Raw genomic sequence first — 20,276 nt, forward strand, 5'->3', positions numbered from 1 at the left:
GTTCGCCCATCAACGGTACTCCGGTTGGTCCCATACCCCTTCCTTGATTTTCGTGCACCTCTCTGTGGCTTCGGCCTTCATTCATTTTTAGGAAAGTAATATGGAAACCGGTACCGTCAAGTGGTTCAATGACGCTAAGGGCTTTGGCTTCATCACGCCGGACGGCGGTGGCGAAGATCTGTTCGCTCACTTCTCGGAAATCAAGATCGACGGCTTCAAGACGCTGCAAGAGAACCAAAAGGTTCAATTCGAAGTGCGTACGGGCCCGAAGGGCAAGCAAGCTGCTAACATCAAGCCGGTCTAAGTTACCGTCTTTGACTGTCGGGATTTACCTCTGATCCTGACTGGCAAGCTTACAGAAAAACCCCACTCTTCTACTTGAAAGTGGGGTTTTTTGTCGCCTGCGCTTTTTGCGCTCCCCCACCTTCTCCCCGCCTTTTCCCCGTCTTTTCCTGACGCTCAGCCAAACAGCCGTCGAGCGTGAATGCCCAGCCCAGTCGCCACGCTGGCGAGGCGGTCGCCGAACACGGCCTGCGCCTGCGGAAATGCCTCGGCGAGCGCCTGGGTCAGGAACAGCAGACCCGTCGAGCCGCCCGTGAAGTACAGCGCGTTCACCGCGCCCGGAGCGACGCCCGCCGCCTGCACCGTGTCGCGCGCCGCCTGCACGATGCGGCGCGTTTCCTCGCGGCCTGCTTCCACCAGTTGCGCGTCGTCGAACGCCAGACGCAGATCGGTTTCCACCTGCTCCAGATCGATCATCGTTTCGCCGCCCGCGGACACGCCGATCTTCGCCTCTTCCGCACGCGCCGCCAGCGCGTGGCCCAGCCGCCAGTCGACCACGCGCATCAGGCGGTCGTGCTGCGCCGTGTCCGTATACAGATGGCGCATCAGCTTGAGCTCGGTCGCGCGCTTGGGCGTGTAGATCGTGTTGATCAGGTGCCAGGTCGCGAGATCGAAATAGACGCGGTTCGGCAGCTCGCGGCCTTCCGGATCGAGCGCCTGATAACCAAGTTCACGCAGGATCGTCGCCAGCTCCACACGACGGTCGAAGTCCGTGCCGGCCACGTGCACGCCGTGGTGCGCGAGCACGTCATCCTTGCGCTCCAGACGCGCCATGCGCTGCGGCCCGACACGCACAAGCGAAAAGTCCGACGTACCGCCGCCGATGTCGGCCACCAGCACGAGGCCCTCTTCCGTCAGGCGCGATTCATAGTCGAACGCCGCCGCAATCGGCTCGTACTGGAAGTGAATATCCTTGAATCCCACTGTACGCGCCGCCGCTTCGAGCTGATCCTGCGCGAGCTGGTCGGCACGCGGATCTTCGTCGACGAAGAACACCGGGCGGCCCAGCACCGCGCGCTCGATCGACGCCCCCGAGCAACGCTCGGCGCTGCGCTTGAGGTGGTCGAGGAAGATCGCGATGATTTCCGTGTAGCGCATCGCGCTACCGTCACCCAGGTCAGTGGTGCTTTCCGCCAGCGGCGAACCCAGGATGCTCTTCATCGAGCGCATCAACCGCCCATCGAAGCCATCGATATACGCCGCGAGCGCCGCGCGTCCGAATTCGCGCGTGTGCTCATCGGTGTTGAAGAACACCGAAGTCGGCAGCGTGGTGTGGGCGCCTTCCACGGGCGCGAGCCGCATGGCATCGCCGGGTGCAGCGCCTGGCAGCGCCACGGCCGAATTGGAAGTACCGAAGTCGATCGCGCAAAACGGGGTCATGGCAATGACGCACGGCACAAGGCGCGCGCGATGAGGAAAGGCTGGGAGGACGGGCTTTGTATCACGAAAGCGCGGCGCGGAGCAACCGCAGGCCCTTGATGCGGCCCCGTAAGACGAAGCGCGCGGGCCAGGCCGCGCGCTGATTTCACATTCGGTTTTTACCGATTTGAAGCGGGACTTTTAAACAGCTCAGCCCTTGAACGGTTGCTTCCAGGCGTTCGCGTAAGCGATCTCACCGACCGCCGAGCGCGTGCGCTCTGCCTTCTCGCGGTCGCGCAGCACCGGCTCAAGCTTTTCCAGTTCGCCGTAATGTCCGATCGAGATAATCGCGAGCGGCTCCACGTCGTTCGGCAGGGCGAACTCCTTGCGGAACGCGTTCACGTCGAAGCCGCTCATCTGGTGCGCGGCCAGACCCAGCGCGTGCGCCTGCAGCACCAGCGACATGGCCGCCGCGCCCGCATCGTACTGCGCGGTGCGATTGACTTCACCCTTGGCGTTGAGCGTCTGCGCCGTCACGGCAATCAGGATCGGCGCGGGCGCATTCCACTGCTGGTTGAACGGCACGAGCGTACCGAAGGCGCGCTTGAACGCGGCTTCGTCAGCCGTACGGTCGAACACGATGAAGCGCCACGGCTGCAAGTTGTATCCCGACGGCGCCCAGCGTGCGGCCTCGATCACCGCATGCAGGGCCTCGCGCGACACCGGCTCGTTCGAGTAGGCGCGCGGGCTCCAGCGGCCGGCGATCAGTTCGTGGATGGGCACGGCTGTCGGTGCGGGTTTGTGCTTCGTCATGCCTTGTCTGTCCTTGAGGATAGCGGGCGCTCGCCCGGGGCCATCAGCATACCCGCGCTGCACAAAACGCGCTCAAACGTCGAATATCGCGCGGCGGCCGCCGCAGTCACCTCAGGCCGCCTGCACGCCCACCTCGCGGGCACGGCGATTGATGCGCAGCACCAGAAACGACGCCACCAGGCACAAACCGCCCGAAATCATCGACGCCACCGTATAGGTGCCCAGACTCGAACGCAGCAGCCCCGCGCCAAACGCCGCAAATGCCGCGCCGAGCTGATGTCCCGCGACCACCCAGCCGAAGATGATGGGCGCGCGCTCCTTGCCGAACACGTCGGTGGCAAGACGCACGGTCGGCGGCACGGTCGCGATCCAGTCGAGCCCGTAGAACACGGCGAAGATCGGCAGGCCGAAAAAGTCGATCCCGAAAGCATGCGGCAGATAGATCAGCGACAGCCCGCGCAGCCCGTAGTACCAGAACAGCAGCACGCGGCTATTGAAGCGGTCGGAGAGCCAGCCCGAAAGCGTCGTGCCGAACAGATCGAAGATGCCCATGGTCGCGAGCAGCGACGCACCCTGCACTTCCGTCATGCCGTAGTCGCCGCACATGGCGATCAGGTGCGTGCCGACATAACCGTTGGTGCTCGCGCCGCAGATAAAGAAGCTGAAGAACAGCAGCCAGAAGTCGCGCGTGCGGCTCGCCGATGCGAGCGCGCCGAACGCCAGCGTGAGCGGATTCTGCTGCGGCGCGGGCGGCGCGATGGGCGCGTCGTGCGCTTCGCCGAACGGGCGCAGCTCGACGCTTGCCGGGCGCTCCGGCAACAGGAACGCGACCAGCGGCACCACCACGGCGGCGGCGATCGCCACCACCAGCACCACCAGTTGCCAGCCATGTTTTTCGGCGATGGCCGCGAGGAAGGGCAGGAACACGAGCTGCCCAGTCGCCGAGCTTGCCGTGAGAATGCCCATCGCGAGACCGCGATGCGTGGTGAACCAGCGCGTGACGATCGTCGCCGACAGTGACAGCGCCGCCACTCCCGTCGCGCCGCCCACCATCACGCCCCAGATCAGGATCATCTGCCACGGATGCGTCATCAGCGCCGACAGCGCCACGCCCGCCGCCATCGTGCCGAGCGCCGCGAGCAGCGTGGGCCGCACGCCAAAGCGCTGCATCGCCGCCGCCGCGAACGGCCCCATCAGGCCATAGAGCGCGATGTTGACCGAGATCGCCAGCGAGATCGTCGCGCGGCTCCAGCCGAACTGGTGTTCGAGCGGCACCATCATCACGCTCGGCGTCGCGCGCGTGCCGGCCGCCGCCAGCAGCACCAGAAACACCACCGCCACGACAAGCCATCCATAGTGGAAACGCCCGCCGACCATTCTCGCTGCCCAGTTCATCCCTGCTCCTCGCTGATGTTTTGGTGCCTGCCCCCAGCATCGGATTGTTACCGATCGGTCACAAGTGTGTTGCGATAGTAGTTACCGCTCGGTAACATGTCAAGCGTAACCCTGATGACGAGATGTCCACCATGTCCAAGCGATCCGACACTGCCACCCCCGCTGCCACGCGCACGCAGACGGCCGGCCCGCGCGCGCAGGAGCAACTGCTGCGCGCCGCCGATGAGCTGTTCTATCAGGAGGGCGTGCGCGCGGTCGGCGTGGACGCCGTGGTCGAGCGCGCGGGCGTCAACAAGATGAGTCTGTACCGGCAATTCTCGTCCAAGGACGATCTGGTCGTCGCGTACCTGAAGCGCTGCGATGTGCGCTTTTTCGAGCGTTTCGAAGCGAGCGCCGCTAAACATCCTGACGATGCCGCGCGGCAACTGCTGCAGTGTTTCGTGGACCTGGCGAAGCGCGCGTCCGCGCCCGACTATCGCGGCTGCCCGTTCGTGAACGTCGCCGCCGAGTTTCCCGATGTGGCGCATCCGGCGCGCCGCAGCGTCGTCGACAATAAAACCCGGTTGATAGCGCGCCTGAACGAAATGGCGCGCGCGGCCAACGCAAGCGATCCCGCCGCGCTCGCCGACGAACTCGCCTTGCTGGTCGAAGGCGTCTACGCCGCGAGCCAGACTTACGGCCCCGGCTGCGGCCCGATCCTCGCCGCGCCGCGCATGGCGAAGCTGCTGATCGAAGCGGCGTGCGGCAAGACGGTCGATTTCAAAGCACAAAGCCAGGAGTCGTGACGAGTAGAATCGCGGCCATGACCGACACCACTTCCCCCGCCGAGGGCAACTCGCCCGACCACGCCGAGATCATCGACGCCACGCGCCACTGGCTCACGCGCGCAGTGATCGGCCTGAATCTGTGCCCGTTCGCGAAGAGCGTGCACGTGAAGGGCCAGATTCGCTACGCGATCAGCGAGGCGACCGATCTGGAAGGCGTCCTGACCGATCTCGAAACCGAGCTGCGCACGCTCGCGGAAACCGACCCGGCCGACATCGACACCACGCTGCTGATCCTGCCGCACGCGCTCGCCGACTTCATCGATTACAACGATGCGCTGCATTTCGCGGATCGGCTGCTTGGCCAGTTGCGCCTCGACGGCACGCTGCAGATCGCGAGCTTTCACCCGCAATACCAGTTCGAGGGCAGCGAGCCCGACGACATCGAGAACTACACGAACCGCGCGCCGTATCCGATCCTGCATCTGCTGCGCGAAGACAGCATCGAGCGCGCCGTGGACGCCTTCCCGGACGCCGCCGACATCTACGAACGCAATCAGGAAACGCTGCGGCGCCTGGGCCTGAACGGCTGGCGTGAATGGATGGCGAAGCGCGGCGAAGACTGACTCCCGCGCTTCGCTAGAAGCAGGCTGACCGCGCGTCAGCTTGCGCTGGCTTCGGCCGCCGGCTCGCCTGCGTCGGAGAAGAAACGCTCGCGCAGTTCCGCGAGGCCGAAGGTATCGAGGATCTCGTTGAGCCGCTCGGTCGGCCGGCGGCGCGGCAGATCCTTGTACTGGGCGATGATGAGCTCGTTCTTCATCGAGTGCTCCCAGCCCACCAGTTCGGTCACGCTCACCTGGTAGCCGTGCGCCTCCAGTTGCAGGCAGCGCAGCACATTGGTGATCTGGCTGCCGAACTCGCGCGTATGCAGCGGGTGTCGCCAGATTTCCGTGAGCGCCTGGCCGAGCGACTTGCCCTTGTTGCGCCTCAACACTCCCGCCACTTCCGCCTGGCAGCACGGCACCACCACGATGTAGCGCGCCTGCTTCTTCAGTGCGAAGCGCAGCGCGTCGTCGGTGGCCGTATCGCACGCGTGCAATGCGGTGACGATATCGACCGTCGGCGGCAACGCCGTCGAGGTAGTCGAATCGGCCACCGACAGATTCAGGAACGACATCCCGCCGAAGCCCAGATGCTGCGCGAGTTCGCGAGAGCGCACAACGAGCTCGTCGCGTGTCTCAATTCCGAAGATATGCGACTTGTCGCGCAGTTCCTTGAAAAAGAGATCGTAGAGAATAAAACCCAGGTAGGACTTGCCCGCACCATGATCGACAAGCGTCACGTCGCGGCCATCCTGCTTGAGGTCTTTGAGTAGCGGCTCGATGAACTGGAACAGGTGATAGACCTGTTTCAGCTTGCGGCGGCTATCCTGATTCATCTTCCCGTCACGGGTGAGGATATGGAGCTCCTTAAGAAGCTCGATCGACTGGTTCGGACGGATTTCGTAAGTCTTGCTGGACATCGGGGCGGCTTTAAAAGAGAAGCGTTTCTCGCCTTATGTGCGGCAGGCGACGGAACCACGCAAATATATCTGTCATTTTACGGAAAAAGCAGGAAGAGGCCGCCAGCCCGCGCGGCTCATTCATACGATAGTTGGAGCATCCGGCACGCTGACCCACGTCCGGATGGCAGGGAGGGGTTGATTAAAAAAGACACGGCTGCGCGGTTGCGTCATGCCGATGTCCAGAAAGGACCGTTTTTGGGGCGCGACACTCCGGCAATGCATCGGGGCTGCGCGCATGGGAGGTCGCTGACGGATGTGCCGGCAGCGATAAATCAGGCTCGCAGACGCTGCGCAAGACGCACGGTGCTGCGCGACCTTGCATGGGGCATGCAATGAACACGACACCCGACGGTAACGCTGAGCAAAAATTCCAGGAAATGCTGGCCCGACTCGTTGAAGTGCCCGAGTGGACGGAAAAGCAGCAACTGGAGCTGGAGATGGCACGCGACATCTCAGTCGAGATGCTGCACCTGGCCGAAAATATGCGCGATGGCGCATCGGATCTGGAGAATTGCCTGATCCTGCTGAAATACGCCAAAGTCCTCGACTTCGTGATGTCCGCACTGGCCGCGCGCCGGGACATCAAGCCGCAAACGCTGCGGGTGATTTTCAAGCTCGCAGGGCTGCGGGTCGACGAGGCCTATCCTGGCTGACGTAGTCGACGCAGGTTGATGCAAGTTGATGCAGTCCGAAGCGCGCCCCCGATTCCGAGGTCGGTTCACGCGCTTCTCACTCTTCCAGTCTCACTGCCAGCCGCCGATTGAAACCCGGCGGCGCTTCACTTCTTTTCTTCGATCCCCGAATTATGCGAGTTATTCGCTACCCGCCTTGAGTCGCCACAGCGACGTGACTTCGGCTGCGCGGGCCCGATGCAGCGGATCGGACGGATCGCTCGCCTTCGGGTGACGCGGGCGGATATCTTCGCGCCCGACGACTTCCAGCCCTGCGTAGGCGATCATTTCCATCAACTCGTCGCGCGTACGCAAGCCCAGATGCTCGGCGAAATCGGACAGGATCAGCCAGCCTTCGCCATCCGGCTCCAGATGATCCTTGAGACCGTCGAGAAAGCCGCGCAGCATGCGGCTGTCCGGATCGAACACGGCGTATTCGATCGGCGCTGCGGGCCGCGCCGGTACCCACGGCGGGTTGCAGACGACGAGCGGCGCGCGCCCCGGAGGGAACAGATCGGCCTCCATTACCTCCACCTGTTTGCCGAAGCCCAGCTGATCGAGGTTCTCGCGCGCGCATGCCAGCGCACGCGCGTCCTGATCCGTCGCGACGATCTGCTTCACGCCGCGCCCCGCCAGCACGGCGGCAATCACGCCCGTACCCGTGCCGATGTCGAATGCCTTCTCGACTGAAGGCAGCGGCACGCGTGCGATCAGATCGAGATACTCGCCCCGCACTGGCGAGAACACGCCGTAGTACGGATGCACGTGCGCGCCGCCAAGGGCGGGAATCGCCACGCCCTTCTTGCGCCACTCATGCGCGCCGATCAGGCCCAGTACTTCGCGCAGCGACGCCACCGACGGCTCGCCGTCGGGCGCGCCCCACGCTTCCTCGCACGCGATCTTGACGTCGGGCGCGCGGCGCAGCGCGATCGAATAGTCACCTTCGAGCGGCAGCAGCACCATGCCGAGCGTGCGTGCGCGCTGCGACTGCGCCTGACGGTGCAGGTTGAACGCTTCGAGCGGCGTGGCCGGTACCTTCGGTGCGCTCTTGCGCGGCTTGCGCTCGGCGCGGCGCGACATCGCCAGCAGCAACTGACGCGCGTTCTGGTAGTCGCCGCGCCACAGCAGCGCGGTGCCCTCGCAGGCGAGACGGTACGCGTCGTCGGCCGTGGTGCGGTCGTCGGCGACGACGACGCGCTTCGGCGCGGCCGCGCCCGCTTCAGAACGCCAGCGAACCGTGCGGGGGCCGTCCGTATCGGGCCAGCTCAAGGTGGGAAAGTCGGTCATAGATTCTGGATGCCTGATGCTTGATGGGCTCGCCGTGACGGCGCGCCTCTGATGCGGCGCCATCTTATAGCAGAGCCGGGCCCTGTGTTCGGCGGCGAAGTCGTGCCGGATGGTCTGCGCGCCAGCCTTGCGTCATCATCGCGCAGCGGCGCGCGGGCGTCGATTAGGCCGGACGGCTTAGGCCAGACGGCACAGGCCGTCCCAGTAGAATGAGCGCCAAACCGCGCAACCGCGCCATCCAACAGAATATGTCAGAGACAAATCCGACGACGCGCCAGCCACCCGCGCGCAAGCAAAGCGTACGAAGAATCGGCGCGGCCCATGCGGGACTCGACGCGGATTTTTATGCCGGGCTGCTGCGGCTTGTCGGCGTGCGTGAGCAGGTGGCGCGCGGCAAGGTCGTGGTGGTGCGGTGCGAGCCTGGCGCGCGCAGACCCGATGCGCTGATCGAGCGGGCGATTGGGCACATCGAAGCGCACGGGGCGCACGGGGCACATTCGCCAGAAGCGGTCTTCGATGCGGCGTTGCGGCTTTGCATCGCGTGGATCGCGCGCGCGGTGCTGCGCAAGTTGCTGGACGCGCGCTTACAGGCGCTGGGTAGCGGCTTGCCCGGGCTGGTTGAATCTGCCGACCTCGCTTCATTCGACGCCACGCTGGCCCGGCACCCCATCGGCGACCTTGCCGACTTCTTCGACACTTTCGATTTCAGCGGCGAGACTGCTGCACCCGGCCTGATCTTCGAACGATTCAACGGTTATCGCGATGGCGCCTGGTACACGCCGGAAAGCGTGGCCAGGCTGCTCGCCGGCGAAGCGATCACGCGCGCAGTGCTCGGACGCTTCAACGGCCTGAAGAACTGGCAGTGCGAAACGCTCGATCAGCTATCCGAACGAATCGAAGACCACGCGGAAGCGCGCACGATTCTCGCCGGGTTACGGGTCTGCGATCCGGCGGTGGGAACCGGGCATCTGCTGGTTTGCGCGCTGGAAACGCTGCTGGATATCAAGACACAACTGGGCCTGATCGCTGGCGTCGATCTGGAAAGCGACGCCGTGCTCTATCGCGAAAAGCGCGCGATCATCGAGCAGAATCTTTTCGGCGTGGATATCGATGCAAGCGCGCTAGGTCTCGCGCGTCTGCGCCTGGCATTCGAGCTGCTCCAGCACGTCGGGCACGACAACGAAGACCATCTTCAAGCGCTGCCGGATCTCGCCGCGAACCTCAAGCAAGGCAACGCGGTGCTGGCGAACATCGGCCACGACCCGCTCAAGAACGGCGACTTCGCGTGGCACTGCGAATTTCCCACGCTCTGCGACGCGCAAGGACGCTTCACCGGCTTCGACGCGATCATCGCCAATCCGCCGTACGTCGATTCAGAGCGCATGATCAACGACGGCCAGAAGCCGCTGCGTGAAGCGCTCGCGCAACGCTGGCCGAGCGCTCGCGGCAACTGGGATCTCTACATTCCGTTCATGGAATTGGGTCTCGCGCTGCTGGCGCCTCACGGCGCGATGGCGTATCTCACGCCGGACAAATGGCTCGCGCGGCCCTTCGGCGCGGCGTTTCGCGAACTCCATCTCGACAGGATCGAGCGGATCGTCGCGCTGGGCCGCGACGTGTTCGAGCGCGCGCTGGTCGATTCGGTCGTGACGGTGTATCGCAAGGCCGGCACGCAGACGATCGAAACGGCACGGCTCGACGGAACCTCACTCACCTCGCTTGCAACAGTGAGCAAACGTGAACTCTCAGCACCTTGGACGCTCGACGCCCTGCTCTCGCCGCACTACGCATTCGTCGAACAACTGGCGCGTGCGCATCCGACGCTCGGTTCATTGCTTCGATGCGAGAACGCCTGCGCGACAGGCGACGCATATCTCCTCGCGCCCCTGATCGACGAAGCCTGCGAGCGCTTCGATGCCGCGCGCCACTACCGCGTCGTGAACACCGGCACACTGGGCCGCTACGTCTCGCGCTGGGCCAGCAAGCCGATGACCTACCTTGGACGTCTCTACACGCAACCGGTCGTCGAGCGCGAGCGCTTCGAAGCCGCTTTCGCAAACGGCTATCGCGCGAAGACCGCGGCGAAAAAGATCATCGTGAAAGGCCTCACGCACCTGCACGCCACGCTCGATCTTGTCGGCGATACGCTGCCCGGCAAGACCACGCTGATCCTGCGCAGCGACGACGAAGACCTGCTGAAATTTGCCGCCGCCGTGCTGAACTGCCCGCTTGCGGGGTTCGTCACGCGCGCGCGCTTCGGGGCGTCGAGCTACAACGGCGGCGTGGCGTTCACGAAAGCGATGATCGATGCGCTGCCAGTGCCTGCGCCAACGCCGTTGCGCGCAGACATCGCCCGCCAGGTCGACGAAGTGATGACGTTGATGCGCACCGGTGCGCAAGCGCAGGCCGCCGCCGCGGCACGCGCAATCGATCGCGCGCTTTACACCGCGTACGGCCTCGACGAAAACGACATCGCGCTGATCGAGCAACCCACGACACGCCGCGCCAGAAACGAAAAAAGGGTTACAGCTTTCAGGCTGTAACCCTTTCTCGAAGTATTTTGGTGCCGGCTGCAGGACTCGAACCCGCCACCTGATGATTACAAATCAACTGCTCTACCAGATGAGCTAAGCCGGCGTAGCCCGTGATTCTACTTCATTTCACGATCTTGAGGTGACCCTTACTGCCCTTTGATGCACCATCGTCGCCTTTTTCGGGGGCGGGCGAGGTGTTTTCATCGGCGACAGGCTCGATCGGCTCGACTTCGGCCGGGCCGCCAGGCACATCTTCGTGCTCGTCCTGCGCGGACGGCAGCACGTCGTTCGCATCGCCTGCCGGCGCTTCGACCGGGAACGCCATGCCCTGGCCGTTCTCGCGCGCGTAGATTGCCAGCACGTTCGACACGGGCACTTCGATCTTGTGCGACTTGCCCGAAAAGCGCGCGTTGAATTCGATCATCTCGTTGCCCATCTGCAACTGGCTCGTGGCCTCGAAGCTGATGTTCAGGACGATCTCGCCGTCGCGCACGAACTGGCGCGGCACGCGCGTGCGGTTGTCGACCCGCACCGCGATGTGCGGCGTGAAGCCGTTGTCGGTGCACCACTCGTAGAGCGCACGCAGCAGATACGGCTTGGTGGAAATCTCTTGCATCAACAATCCTCAGAAGAGGCAGCGCGCGCAGGCGTTGTGCGTCCGCGCGCGCGCCTCCTGTTGCAACAGGGACAACAGCGACGGCTTAGCGGCGCATCACCTTTTCCGACGGCGTCAGCGCTTCGATGTAGGCCGGACGGCTGAAGATGCGCTCAGCGTACTTCATCAGCGGAGCGGCGTTCTTCGACAGTTCGATGCCGTAGTGGTCGAGGCGCCACAGCAGCGGAGCGATCGCGACGTCGAGCATCGAGAACTCTTCGCCCAGCATGTACTTGTTCTTGAGGAAGATCGGCGCGAGCTGCGTGAGGCGATCGCGGATCGCCAGACGTGCCTTCTCGTGGTTCTTCTCGGCGGCCTTGCCCTTCTCGTTTTCGAGCGTGCTCACGTGCACGAACAGTTCCTTCTCGAAGTTGAGCAGGAACAGGCGCGCGCGGGCGCGTTGAACCGGATCGGCGGGCATCAGCTGCGGATGCGGGAAGCGCTCGTCGATGTACTCGTTGATGATGTTCGATTCGTACAGAATCAGGTCGCGCTCGACCAGAATCGGCACCTGACCATACGGATTCATCACAGCGATGTCTTCCGGTTTATTGAACAGGTCGACGTCGCGGATTTCGAAGTCCATGCCCTTTTCGAACAACACCAGCCGGCAGCGCTGGGAGAACGGGCAGGTAGTGCCGGAGTACAGAACCATCATGATTTACATTTCCTCAATAAACCCAAAAGGCCAGCGGGCGAAAACACCGCCCGACGGTCGCTAGACTGTCAGGCGGTGAGTCGTCATACCGGCCCCACGTCGGTCAGGACGTGCCTATTTGATATCTTTCCAGTACGCAGCGTTCAATCGCCACGCGAAAAAGCTCAGGACGCCGAGAAACAGGAGCACCCAGACCCCAAGCTGCTTGCGGGTGCGCTGCTCCGGTTCGGACATCCAGCCGAGGTACGCAACCAGGTCGGCCACGGCAGAATCATAATCTACCGGCGAAAGCTTCCCTGGCGTGACCTGTTGGTACCCCACAAACCGGCGGACCTTTTCCCCCGTTTCTTCATCCACCGTATCTTCGAACTTCGCCGTGCGCACGCCCTGCAACTGCCAGAGTACGTGCGGCATGCTCACGTTCTCGAACACCATGTTGTTCCAGCCAGTCGGGCGCGTGTCGTCGCGGTAGAAGCTGCGCAGATACGTGTACAGCCAGTCGCGCCCCTTTGCGCGCGCCTCGACGGAGAGATCCGGCGGCGGCACGCCGAACCACGACTTGGCGTCGTCCGGGCGCATCGCAATGGACATCGTGTTGCCGACCTTGTCCGTCGTGAACAGGAGATTATCTTCGATCTGCTTCTGCGGAATGCCGAGATCCTGCAACCGGCTATAGCGCATCAGATTCGCACTGTGGCAATTCAGGCAATAGTTTACAAACAATTGCGCGCCGTGTTGCAGCGAAGCAAGATTTTCGCCGTTATCGGGTGCGCGGTCGAGAGGAATGTTTTCCTGCGCCGCAACAGATCCGACCCCAAACGACAGCGCGCACGCCACGGCCAGCCCGGTGCGCACGCTCGCCCTTGCGAGCGTGGAAAAGAACAGTTTCATCATCATGTCTTCCTCGCTCGCAGGTTAGTGGGGCTTGAAGTGCACGCGCTCGGGCGGCTGCTTGAAGGTGCCAAGCGGCGTCCAGAACGGCATGCCGAGGAAGAACGCGAAGTAGATCAGCGCGCAGACCTGCGCGATCAGTGTGGCCGCGGGCGATGGTGGGCGTGTGCCGAGGAAGCCGAGCGTCAGGAACGCCGCCACGAAGATGCCGAGGAAAACCTTGTGGAAGAACGGCCGGTAGCGGATCGACTTCACCGGCGCGCGATCGAGCCACGGCAGGAAAAAGAGCGAGATCACCGCCGTGCCCATCACCACCACGCCCCAGAACTTCGACTCGGTGAAGGCCATCGCCAGAATCACCAGCACTGCCAGCACCGGCAGACCCCCTCGCCACTTGCCGCGCGCGCGCAGCAGCGCGAACAGGCCGAGCAGCCCAATCACGATCATCAGGACGATCTTGAAGGGGTCGGTAGTGGCGCGCAGCATCGCGTAGAACGCGGTGAAGTACCAGACCGGCGCAATTTCAGGCGGCGTTTGCAGCGGATTCGCCGGGATGAAGTTGTTCGCTTCGAGGAAGTAGCCGCCCATTTCCGGCGCGAAGAAGATGATCGCCGCGAAGATCATCAGGAAGATGCACACGCCCATGAAGTCGTGCACGGAGTAATAGGGGTGGAACGGAATGCCGTCGAGCGGAATGCCGTTCGCGTCCTTTTTCTCCTTGATCTCGATGCCGTCCGGGTTGTTCGATCCGACCTCGTGCAGTGCGACGATATGCGCCACCACCAGCCCGACCAGCACGAGCGGAATCGCGATCACATGGAACGCGAAGAAGCGGTTGAGCGTGACGTCGGAGACCACGTAGTCGCCGCGAATCCACAGCGACAGATCCGGGCCGATGAAGGGAATCGCCGAAAAGAGATTCACGATCACCTGCGCGCCCCAGAACGACATCTGTCCCCACGGCAGCAGGTAGCCGAAGAACGCCTCGGCCATCAGGCACAGGAAAATCGCGCAGCCGAAGATCCACACGAGTTCGCGCGGCTTGCGGTACGAACCGTACAAAAGCCCGCGGAACATATGCAGGTACACGACCACGAAGAACATCGACGCGCCCGTGGAGTGCATGTAGCGGATCAGCCAGCCCCACGGCACCTCGCGCATGATGTACTCGACCGACGCGAACGCGAGCGTCGAGTCGGGTTTGTAGTTCATCGTGAGGAAGATGCCGGTGACGATCTGGTTGACCAGCACCAGCAGCGCAAGCGAGCCGAAGAAGTACCAGAAGTTGAAGTTCTTGGGCGCGTAGTACTCGGAGACGTGCGCCTTCCACGTCGCCGTCATCGGAAAGCGCTTGTCGATCCAGCCTTGCAGACCGGACTCGCTGGACGTTTCCACCACTTCCTTGCCGGTTTCCGTAGCCATCACGCCTCTCCTTTTTCGTCCTTGCCAATCACGATCGTCGTCGCGGACGCGAACATGTAGCGGGGGATGTCGAGGTTCTGCGGCGCGGGTTTGTTCTTGAACACGCGGCCGGAGAGGTCGTAAGTGGAGCCGTGGCACGGGCACAGAAAGCCGCCTGGCCAGTCGTCGGGCAGATTGGGTTGTGCGCCTTCCTGGAAGCGTGGCGTCGGCGTGCAGCCCAGATGGGTGCAGACGGCGACGGCCACGAGGATGTTCTTGTGCTCGGCACGCGAGCGGTATTCGTTCTGGCAGTACTCGGGCATCGGCATGGAAAACGGATGCTCGGAGTTGGGATCCGCGAGTCCCGGGTCGGCCTTCTTGACGTCGGCCATCATGCGGTCGGTGCGGTTGAGGATCCACACGGGCTTGCCGCGCCAGGCGACGGTCATCATCGAACCAGGCTCGAGCCCGGTGATGTCGACTTCGACGGGCGCGCCGGCGGCGCGGGCTTTTTCGGATGGTGCAAACGAGCCTACGAACGGTACGACAGTGGCAACGCCTCCTATGCCACTTGCTACGGACGTCGCAATCAGCCAGGTACGGCGGCTGCCATCGACGCGGTCATTATCTTTGTCTCGCATCACATCGCCCCACTTCTGAGTTGGATTTTTCCGTCACGCCGTTGCTTACCCGCGGTGCTGCCGAACGCTAGTGTGCGCGAATGGAGTTGCCATTTACAAGGGGCGGTTACCAGAAAGCGCTCGAAGTCCTTGATATCTCGGGGTTTTCCCCGAATAAACGGGGACATTTTCTTTTGCTTTTGTAAATGCCCGACGAATACTGCAGCGATACCGCCGTGATATCGCAGTGCGCTGCGGCGCATCAATCGCCCCGCCCGCGATTAACGGGGCAAGGCGATTCGATGCGCCGTGAATGTCGTGCGCGTGCTTAAACCGGATTATCGATATCGATGAACAGGTGCTCGATGTCGAAGGCTTCGGCCAGATGCGAGCCGACCGCCTGCACGCCGAAGCGCTCGGTGGCGTGATGGCCCGCCGCAAGGAACGCGACGCCGCTTTCGGCGGCCGTGTGGGTGGTCTGCTCGGAGATCTCGCCGGTCAGGAAAACGTCGGCGCCCGCGTCGATAGCGGCATCGAACAGGCTTTGCGCCGCGCCCGTGCACCACGCCACGCGGCGGATCTGCCAGTCCGGGTCGCCCAGCACGAGCGGCGTGCGGCCGAGCGTCTGCTCGACTTCGGCGGTAAAGTGCGCGAGCGTGATCGGCATGGGGAGCGTGGCCATCCAGCCCAGATCCTGCTCGCCGAAGCGTTGTTCGCCGATCCAGCCGAATCGCGCACCCAACTGCGCGTTATTGCCGAGTTCCGGATGGCAGTCGAGCGGCAGGTGGTAGGCGAACAGGTTGAGGTCGTTGGCCAGCAGCGTCTTCAGGCGGCGATACTTGCGGCCCGTGATCTGCGGCGCTTCGTTCTTCCAGAAGTAACCGTGGTGAACCAGCACGGCGTCGGCGCCCCACTCCAGCGCGGCCTCCAGAAACGCCAGCGAGGCGGTCACGCCGGTCGCGATCTTCTCCACGCGCCGCCGGCCTTCCACTTGCAGGCCATTGGGGCAGTAGTCCTTGAACCGCGAGGTTTCCAGAAGATTGTTCAGATACAATTCCAGTTCGATCCGATCCATATAATCCTCTAATCTTCAGATGCTTAGACGCTTTTGGCTGTTCTTCGCCCAGGCGGTGACGGTCCTGCTGGCGTTGATGTTCATTATCGCGACGCTCAAGCCGCAATGGCTTCAGCACCAGGGGCAACTCGGCAAGCAGCTCGCCGAGCCGATCGTCGCGCTACGCGAGGTGGCGCCAGGCATCGGCGGCGGGTCTGCCCAGGGCTCCTACGCGGACGCCGCCCAGAAGGCCATGCCCGCGGTCGTCAACGTGTTCTCAAGCAAGGATGGGTCGCTGCCACCCGATCCGCGCCAGAACGACCCGCTATTTCGCTATTTCTTCGGCGATAAGAACAACAACCGCAAGCAGCAGGAACAGCCTGCGGCGAACCTTGGCTCGGGCGTCATTGTCAGTCCTGACGGTTACATTCTAACGAACCAGCACGTAATCGACGGCGCAGACCAGATCGAAATCGCGCTGTCCGATGGCCGCACCACGAACGCCAAGGTCATCGGCATCGATCCAGAAACCGACCTGGCGGTGCTCAAGATCAACCTGCCGAACCTGCCCACCATCACGCTCGGCCGCATGGACCAGACGCGCGTGGGCGACGTCGTGCTCGCCATCGGCAACCCGTTCGGCGTCGGGCAGACGGTCACCATGGGCATCATCAGCGCGCTTGGGCGCAATCACCTCGGCATCAATACGTTCGAGAACTTCATCCAGACCGATGCGCCGATCAATCCGGGCAACTCGGGTGGCGCGCTCGTCGACGTGAACGGCAACCTGCTCGGCATCAATACGGCGATTTATTCGCGCTCGGGCGGCTCGCTCGGTATCGGCTTCGCGATCCCGGTTTCGACCGCGCGCAGCGTGCTGGAAAGCATCATCACGACGGGTTCGGTCACGCGCGGCTGGATTGGCGTCGAGCCGCAGGATCTCACGCCTGAGATCGCGGAATCGTTCGGCATCAACCAGAAGTCAGGCGCGATCGTCGCAGGCGTGCTGCAAGGCGGCCCGGCGGACAAGGCCGGCATCAAGCCGGGCGACATCCTGCTGTCCGTGAACGGCGAGGAAATCACCGACACCACGCGCCTGCTCAACGTGATTGCGCAGATCAAGCCGGGCTCCGACGCCAAGGTTCACCTCGTGCGCAAGAACAAGGACATGGATCTCGACGTGATGATCGGCAAGCGCCCGCCGCCGCCGAAGCATCCGGCCAACGAGGACGGCGAAGGCGACGACGACGGCGGCTGAGGCCGGCGCCATCGCCCGCGATAGCGTAATCGCACAAGGCAAAAAGGCCGCGAACGTCACCGTTCGCGGCCTTTTCTTCATGCATCCGAAGCTGTCGATCCGATCAGCTTGTCGCTTCGCTTTCGTCCGGCGCGGCTTTCTCGCCGGTGCCGATAAAGATACGCGCGGCGATGATGCCCAGCTCGTATAGCACGATGAGCGGCAGCGCCAGGATCAGCTGCGAGAACACGTCCGGCGGCGTCACGACAGCGGCAATGATGAACGCGCCGACGATCACATAAGGCCGCACTTCCTTGAGCTTCTTGACCGTGACGAGCCCCATGCGCACGAGAATCACGACAACGATCGGCACCTCGAAGGTCACGCCGAAGGCGATGAACATCGTCAGCACAAAGCTCAGGTAATTGTCGATATCGGTCGTCATCTCCGCGCCAAGCGGCGCGTTGTAGTGCGCCATCACGCGGAAGATGGTCGGGAACACCACGAAATACGCGAACGCCATGCCGCACAGGAACAGCAGGTAACTGCTCGCCACCAGCGGCACAACCAGCTTCTTTTCGTGCTGATAGAGGCCAGGCGCGACAAACGCCCAGATCTGGTAGAGCACGATCGGCAGCGCGATCACAAAGGCGACGAGCATCGTCACCTTCATCGGCACGAAGAACGAGCCGGTCACGTCAGTCACGATCATCTTGCCGTCTTTCGGCAGGTTGTTCATGAGCGGACGGGCCAGCAGCTTGAAGATGTCAGGCGCCCAATAGACGAGACCCACGAACACCACGATCACGGCGATGCCCGCGCGCATGATGCGGTCGCGCAGCTCGACGAGGTGCGAGATGAAGGTCTCTTCAGTGCCCTCTTCCTGTTTTTGTTGGGGGTCGCTCACACCGGCCCTCGGGGGTTGGAGATGGACAAGTTCGAACTCGAATGGGGCATTGGCGCGTCAGAAAAAACGCACCGGACGGCGCAGGCTGGCCGGCGTGTGCTGTGCGACGCGCGCAGCGCCCGACTGCACGCGCGTGCGCCGCAGCGTCGCGCGCTTGTACCAGACCGGCGCTGCGCTCTGCTTGACCCGCCAGTTCTTGCGTTTGGCGGTGACGGCGCCGGCGTTGCCGGAGCGCCAGGCGGTGGCGCTGGAGCCATCGCTGATGCCAGACATGGCGGAGCTATCGAGCGCCGCGCCTTCGAGCGTGGCAATCGACGAACCCGCGGCACCATCGGCGCCGCCAGCAATGCTCGGCGACACGCTCGTGCCCTGGTTCCAGGCGTCGTTCAGGTCGGTCTCGTGCTTGCGCAGATTCTCGTGAACGTTTTTCTCGACGTTCTGCGCAGCCTGCTCAAACTCGCCCTTCATGCGGCGAAGTTCGTCCAGTTCGATCTCGCGCGTGACTTCCGCCTTGACGTCGTTGATATAGCGCTGCGCGCGGCCGAACAGGGCGCCTGCCGTACGCGCGACGCGCGGCAGCCGCTCCGGCCCGAGAACGACCAGCGCGACGACGCCGATCAGCGCCATCTTGGTTAGACCCAGATCGAGCATGAATGAAGCTTTCCGTCAGCCTTGGGGCGATTCAAACAGGAACGCGCGGGAGCACGCAGGAACAAGCAGGAACAAGCGAAAGAAACAGCCACCGCGCTTAGCGGTAGTCGTTCGAACGCGGGGTCTTGTCCTTGGCATCGACGTCAACCGTGCCGCCATTCTTGGGCAGTTCGCGCTTTTGCGCGTCTGCGCCCGGCTCTTCGCCGTCGCGCATGCCTTCCTTGAAGCCCTTCACCGCACCGCCCAGATCGCTGCCGATATTGCGCAGTTTCTTCGTACCGAAGACGAGCGCCACGATCAACAACACGATCAGCCAGTGCCAGATGCTCAACGAACCCATGATCAAAACTCTCCTTAACCCCGACGCCGCACTTCATGCGCGGCGAGAAAACGTTAGCGCGAGGACGCGTTCACGCTGGAAATGTTGCCTGTAAGGTATTTCGGCTGCGTGGCATTCTGCCCTTTTTCAGCCGCCTTTTCAGAAACGTACGTGGCTTTCGTGCAACGGCCCAAGAGTCAGCCCGGCAATCAGCCCGACAATCAGCCCATGCGCTGCCACGGACGCGGCCCGGCCAGCAGATGCGCGTGCAGGTGGTAGACCTCCTGACCGCCGCCCGGGCCCGTGTTCACCACGGTGCGAAAACCGGTCTCGCCGCCGGTGTACGACACGCCCAGATCCTTTGCGAGACGCGCCACCAGCACAAACATTCTACCAAGCAGCGGCGCATCGCTTTCACCGCAATCGGCAAGGGTCGGTATATGGGCGCGCGGGATCACCAGCACGTGGGTCTGCGCGGCAGGCCGGATATCGCGGAACGCGACGAACTCGTCGTCTTCGTAGACGCGCGTGCTCGGAATGTGGCCATCGGCGATCTTGCAGAAAAGGCAGGTGCTGCGGTCGTGACTCATAGGGCTCCCAGGCAGCCGCGCCGGACGGGCAAGTGGATCAGAAACGGATCAGAAGCGGATCAGAACCACGCGCGCGGATCGGCCAGCGGCTTGTTGTCGTGCAGATACAGCCAGCCTTTGATGATACGGTACAACGTCCAGATTGCGACAGCCCACAGAATCGGAATGCCGATCACCACGACGAACAGCGCAATGCCGATCAGGTGTCCCGCCAGCCCGTACCAGAAGGTGCGGATCTGCCAGGTGAAGTGCTGCTCGTAGGGCGTGCCCGCCGCTTCGTCGCGCTTGATGTAGTTGATGATGATGGCCACGAGCACAGTGACGCCGCCCGTGAGCCAGTAGAACGCGTACAGCCCGTAAAGCACGTGCGTGAGGGTGCGCAGGCTGCGCAGACGATCCGCGTCGAGCGGATCGCGCAAGGCGGGAGGCGGGTAACCGCCGGACGTGGACATGCGTGGCTTCTCCTGTCGAGAGGGGCTCGTCCGGACTGGACGAGCCTCAATGCTTTCGACAAGCCTACTCGAAGTCGGTTGCCTGAGGCGCAGCTCAAGTGCACCCCATGCG

At 63.3% G+C, this 20,276-nt stretch carries 22 protein-coding genes and 1 tRNA gene; 6 read left to right on the forward strand and 17 right to left on the reverse strand.

Translation table 11 applies throughout. From position 1 onward, the window contains the following. Nucleotides 1–100: 100 nt before the first annotated feature. Nucleotides 101–304 carry a cold-shock protein gene (locus tag BBA01S_RS27530; protein ID WP_027819263.1) on the forward strand — a complete coding sequence of 68 codons (204 nt, stop codon included), beginning with the start codon at nucleotides 101–103 and terminating at the stop codon, nucleotides 302–304. Between the two features lie 155 nt (nucleotides 305–459). Here the strand turns inward: BBA01S_RS27530 and BBA01S_RS27535 are convergent, their stop codons facing one another. The 3 genes from BBA01S_RS27535 to BBA01S_RS27545 all read right to left on the reverse strand — a co-directional run bounded on the left by BBA01S_RS27535 (nucleotide 460) and on the right by BBA01S_RS27545 (nucleotide 3,909). Next, nucleotides 460–1,722, reverse strand: coding sequence for an Hsp70 family protein (locus tag BBA01S_RS27535; RefSeq protein WP_027819264.1), 1,263 nt, complete (start codon nucleotides 1,720–1,722; stop codon nucleotides 460–462). 189 nt (nucleotides 1,723–1,911) lie between these two features. Then, nucleotides 1,912–2,514, reverse strand: coding sequence for a nitroreductase family protein (locus tag BBA01S_RS27540; protein WP_027819265.1), 603 nt, complete (start codon nucleotides 2,512–2,514; stop codon nucleotides 1,912–1,914). 111 nt (nucleotides 2,515–2,625) lie between these two features. Beyond that, nucleotides 2,626–3,909 carry an MFS transporter gene (locus BBA01S_RS27545; RefSeq protein ID WP_027819266.1) on the reverse strand — a complete coding sequence of 428 codons (1,284 nt, stop codon included), beginning with the start codon at nucleotides 3,907–3,909 and terminating at the stop codon, nucleotides 2,626–2,628. Between the two features lie 131 nt (nucleotides 3,910–4,040). Between BBA01S_RS27545 and BBA01S_RS27550 the strand changes: the two genes are divergently transcribed. Both BBA01S_RS27550 and BBA01S_RS27555 read left to right on the forward strand, forming a co-directional pair. Beyond that, the gene (locus tag BBA01S_RS27550) at nucleotides 4,041–4,694 is read left to right on the forward strand and encodes a TetR/AcrR family transcriptional regulator (RefSeq protein ID WP_027819267.1); all 654 of its coding nucleotides are present in this window, start codon (nucleotides 4,041–4,043) and stop codon (nucleotides 4,692–4,694) included. A 17-nt stretch (nucleotides 4,695–4,711) separates the two neighbouring features. After that, nucleotides 4,712–5,299 (forward strand): DUF1415 domain-containing protein, encoded by a 588-nt coding sequence (locus BBA01S_RS27555; protein WP_027819268.1) that lies wholly within the window; start codon nucleotides 4,712–4,714, stop codon nucleotides 5,297–5,299. 35 nt (nucleotides 5,300–5,334) lie between these two features. Here BBA01S_RS27555 and BBA01S_RS27560 read toward each other — a convergent pair whose 3' ends face one another. Continuing rightward, the gene (locus BBA01S_RS27560) at nucleotides 5,335–6,195 is read right to left on the reverse strand and encodes a class I SAM-dependent methyltransferase (RefSeq protein ID WP_027819269.1); all 861 of its coding nucleotides are present in this window, start codon (nucleotides 6,193–6,195) and stop codon (nucleotides 5,335–5,337) included. Nucleotides 6,196–6,569: 374 nt separating this feature from the next. Between BBA01S_RS27560 and BBA01S_RS27565 the strand changes: the two genes are divergently transcribed. Next, complete coding sequence (locus BBA01S_RS27565) at nucleotides 6,570–6,890, forward strand: hypothetical protein (protein WP_027819270.1); 321 nt, start codon at nucleotides 6,570–6,572, stop codon at nucleotides 6,888–6,890. Between the two features lie 159 nt (nucleotides 6,891–7,049). On the opposite strand, the gene BBA01S_RS27570 is transcribed toward BBA01S_RS27565, so the two are convergent. Then, the gene (locus BBA01S_RS27570; protein WP_027819271.1) at nucleotides 7,050–8,195 is read right to left on the reverse strand and encodes a methyltransferase; all 1,146 of its coding nucleotides are present in this window, start codon (nucleotides 8,193–8,195) and stop codon (nucleotides 7,050–7,052) included. A gap of 248 nt (nucleotides 8,196–8,443) precedes the next feature. On the opposite strand from BBA01S_RS27570, the gene BBA01S_RS27575 reads away from it, so the two are divergent. Continuing rightward, the gene (locus BBA01S_RS27575) at nucleotides 8,444–10,738 is read left to right on the forward strand and encodes an Eco57I restriction-modification methylase domain-containing protein (protein WP_027819272.1); all 2,295 of its coding nucleotides are present in this window, start codon (nucleotides 8,444–8,446) and stop codon (nucleotides 10,736–10,738) included. Nucleotides 10,739–10,756: 18 nt separating this feature from the next. Here the strand turns inward: BBA01S_RS27575 and BBA01S_RS27580 are convergent. The 7 genes from BBA01S_RS27580 to BBA01S_RS27610 all read right to left on the reverse strand — a co-directional run bounded on the left by BBA01S_RS27580 (nucleotide 10,757) and on the right by BBA01S_RS27610 (nucleotide 16,029). Then, nucleotides 10,757–10,832 (reverse strand) — tRNA-Thr (locus BBA01S_RS27580). A gap of 18 nt (nucleotides 10,833–10,850) precedes the next feature. After that, entirely contained in the window at nucleotides 10,851–11,345 is a 495-nt protein-coding gene (locus tag BBA01S_RS27585; RefSeq protein ID WP_027819273.1) for a ClpXP protease specificity-enhancing factor, read from the reverse strand. Between the two features lie 85 nt (nucleotides 11,346–11,430). Next, entirely contained in the window at nucleotides 11,431–12,042 is a 612-nt protein-coding gene (locus tag BBA01S_RS27590; protein ID WP_027797364.1) for a glutathione S-transferase N-terminal domain-containing protein, read from the reverse strand. Nucleotides 12,043–12,156: 114 nt separating this feature from the next. Beyond that, on the reverse strand, nucleotides 12,157–12,933 hold the full coding sequence (locus BBA01S_RS27595; protein WP_027819274.1) for a cytochrome c1: 777 nt from the start codon (nucleotides 12,931–12,933) through the stop codon (nucleotides 12,157–12,159). 24 nt (nucleotides 12,934–12,957) lie between these two features. Further along, nucleotides 12,958–14,355 (reverse strand): cytochrome b, encoded by a 1,398-nt coding sequence (locus tag BBA01S_RS27600; protein ID WP_027819275.1) that lies wholly within the window; start codon nucleotides 14,353–14,355, stop codon nucleotides 12,958–12,960. Then, a complete protein-coding gene (petA, locus tag BBA01S_RS27605) occupies nucleotides 14,355–14,975 on the reverse strand; it encodes a ubiquinol-cytochrome c reductase iron-sulfur subunit (RefSeq protein WP_027819276.1) in 621 nt (206 codons plus the stop codon). The genes BBA01S_RS27600 and petA overlap by 1 nt, the downstream gene beginning before the upstream one ends. 307 nt (nucleotides 14,976–15,282) lie before the next feature. Further along, nucleotides 15,283–16,029 (reverse strand): Nif3-like dinuclear metal center hexameric protein, encoded by a 747-nt coding sequence (locus BBA01S_RS27610; protein WP_027819277.1) that lies wholly within the window; start codon nucleotides 16,027–16,029, stop codon nucleotides 15,283–15,285. Between the two features lie 19 nt (nucleotides 16,030–16,048). Between BBA01S_RS27610 and BBA01S_RS27615 the strand changes: the two genes are divergently transcribed. After that, a complete protein-coding gene (locus tag BBA01S_RS27615; RefSeq protein ID WP_027819278.1) occupies nucleotides 16,049–17,266 on the forward strand; it encodes a Do family serine endopeptidase in 1,218 nt (405 codons plus the stop codon). Nucleotides 17,267–17,369: 103 nt separating this feature from the next. Here BBA01S_RS27615 and tatC read toward each other — a convergent pair whose 3' ends face one another. The 5 genes from tatC to BBA01S_RS27640 form a co-directional block, all read right to left on the reverse strand. Beyond that, nucleotides 17,370–18,152, reverse strand: coding sequence for a twin-arginine translocase subunit TatC (tatC, locus tag BBA01S_RS27620; RefSeq protein ID WP_027819279.1), 783 nt, complete (start codon nucleotides 18,150–18,152; stop codon nucleotides 17,370–17,372). Between the two features lie 57 nt (nucleotides 18,153–18,209). Further along, the gene (gene tatB, locus BBA01S_RS27625; protein ID WP_027819280.1) at nucleotides 18,210–18,803 is read right to left on the reverse strand and encodes a Sec-independent protein translocase protein TatB; all 594 of its coding nucleotides are present in this window, start codon (nucleotides 18,801–18,803) and stop codon (nucleotides 18,210–18,212) included. A gap of 97 nt (nucleotides 18,804–18,900) precedes the next feature. Continuing rightward, nucleotides 18,901–19,143 (reverse strand): Sec-independent protein translocase subunit TatA, encoded by a 243-nt coding sequence (gene tatA / locus BBA01S_RS27630; protein WP_027819281.1) that lies wholly within the window; start codon nucleotides 19,141–19,143, stop codon nucleotides 18,901–18,903. 200 nt (nucleotides 19,144–19,343) lie between these two features. Continuing rightward, nucleotides 19,344–19,712 (reverse strand): histidine triad nucleotide-binding protein, encoded by a 369-nt coding sequence (locus tag BBA01S_RS27635; protein ID WP_027819282.1) that lies wholly within the window; start codon nucleotides 19,710–19,712, stop codon nucleotides 19,344–19,346. A gap of 59 nt (nucleotides 19,713–19,771) precedes the next feature. Then, nucleotides 19,772–20,164: a DUF4870 family protein gene (locus tag BBA01S_RS27640; protein ID WP_027819283.1), complete on the reverse strand. Its 393-nt coding sequence runs from the start codon at nucleotides 20,162–20,164 to the stop codon at nucleotides 19,772–19,774. Nucleotides 20,165–20,276: the final 112 nt, after the last annotated feature.

The sequence above is a fragment of the Paraburkholderia bannensis NBRC 103871 genome, from assembly GCF_000685015.1.
Classification (GTDB): Bacteria; Pseudomonadota; Gammaproteobacteria; order Burkholderiales; family Burkholderiaceae; genus Paraburkholderia; species Paraburkholderia bannensis.

Coding starts and splice junctions, on each gene's coding strand:
- BBA01S_RS27530 (WP_027819263.1), top strand. CDS start 101: ATGGAAACCGGTACCGTCAAGTGGTTCAATGACGCTAAGGGCTTTGGC.
- BBA01S_RS27535 (WP_027819264.1), bottom strand. CDS start 1,722: ATGACCCCGTTTTGCGCGATCGACTTCGGTACTTCCAATTCGGCCGTG.
- BBA01S_RS27540 (WP_027819265.1), bottom strand. CDS start 2,514: ATGACGAAGCACAAACCCGCACCGACAGCCGTGCCCATCCACGAACTG.
- BBA01S_RS27545 (WP_027819266.1), bottom strand. CDS start 3,909: ATGAACTGGGCAGCGAGAATGGTCGGCGGGCGTTTCCACTATGGATGG.
- BBA01S_RS27550 (WP_027819267.1), top strand. CDS start 4,041: ATGTCCAAGCGATCCGACACTGCCACCCCCGCTGCCACGCGCACGCAG.
- BBA01S_RS27555 (WP_027819268.1), top strand. CDS start 4,712: ATGACCGACACCACTTCCCCCGCCGAGGGCAACTCGCCCGACCACGCC.
- BBA01S_RS27560 (WP_027819269.1), bottom strand. CDS start 6,195: ATGTCCAGCAAGACTTACGAAATCCGTCCGAACCAGTCGATCGAGCTT.
- BBA01S_RS27565 (WP_027819270.1), top strand. CDS start 6,570: ATGAACACGACACCCGACGGTAACGCTGAGCAAAAATTCCAGGAAATG.
- BBA01S_RS27570 (WP_027819271.1), bottom strand. CDS start 8,195: ATGACCGACTTTCCCACCTTGAGCTGGCCCGATACGGACGGCCCCCGC.
- BBA01S_RS27575 (WP_027819272.1), top strand. CDS start 8,444: ATGTCAGAGACAAATCCGACGACGCGCCAGCCACCCGCGCGCAAGCAA.
- BBA01S_RS27585 (WP_027819273.1), bottom strand. CDS start 11,345: ATGCAAGAGATTTCCACCAAGCCGTATCTGCTGCGTGCGCTCTACGAG.
- BBA01S_RS27590 (WP_027797364.1), bottom strand. CDS start 12,042: ATGATGGTTCTGTACTCCGGCACTACCTGCCCGTTCTCCCAGCGCTGC.
- BBA01S_RS27595 (WP_027819274.1), bottom strand. CDS start 12,933: ATGAAACTGTTCTTTTCCACGCTCGCAAGGGCGAGCGTGCGCACCGGG.
- BBA01S_RS27600 (WP_027819275.1), bottom strand. CDS start 14,355: ATGGCTACGGAAACCGGCAAGGAAGTGGTGGAAACGTCCAGCGAGTCC.
- petA (WP_027819276.1), bottom strand. CDS start 14,975: ATGCGAGACAAAGATAATGACCGCGTCGATGGCAGCCGCCGTACCTGG.
- BBA01S_RS27610 (WP_027819277.1), bottom strand. CDS start 16,029: ATGGATCGGATCGAACTGGAATTGTATCTGAACAATCTTCTGGAAACC.
- BBA01S_RS27615 (WP_027819278.1), top strand. CDS start 16,049: ATGCTTAGACGCTTTTGGCTGTTCTTCGCCCAGGCGGTGACGGTCCTG.
- tatB (WP_027819280.1), bottom strand. CDS start 18,803: ATGCTCGATCTGGGTCTAACCAAGATGGCGCTGATCGGCGTCGTCGCG.
- tatA (WP_027819281.1), bottom strand. CDS start 19,143: ATGGGTTCGTTGAGCATCTGGCACTGGCTGATCGTGTTGTTGATCGTG.
- BBA01S_RS27635 (WP_027819282.1), bottom strand. CDS start 19,712: ATGAGTCACGACCGCAGCACCTGCCTTTTCTGCAAGATCGCCGATGGC.
- BBA01S_RS27640 (WP_027819283.1), bottom strand. CDS start 20,164: ATGTCCACGTCCGGCGGTTACCCGCCTCCCGCCTTGCGCGATCCGCTC.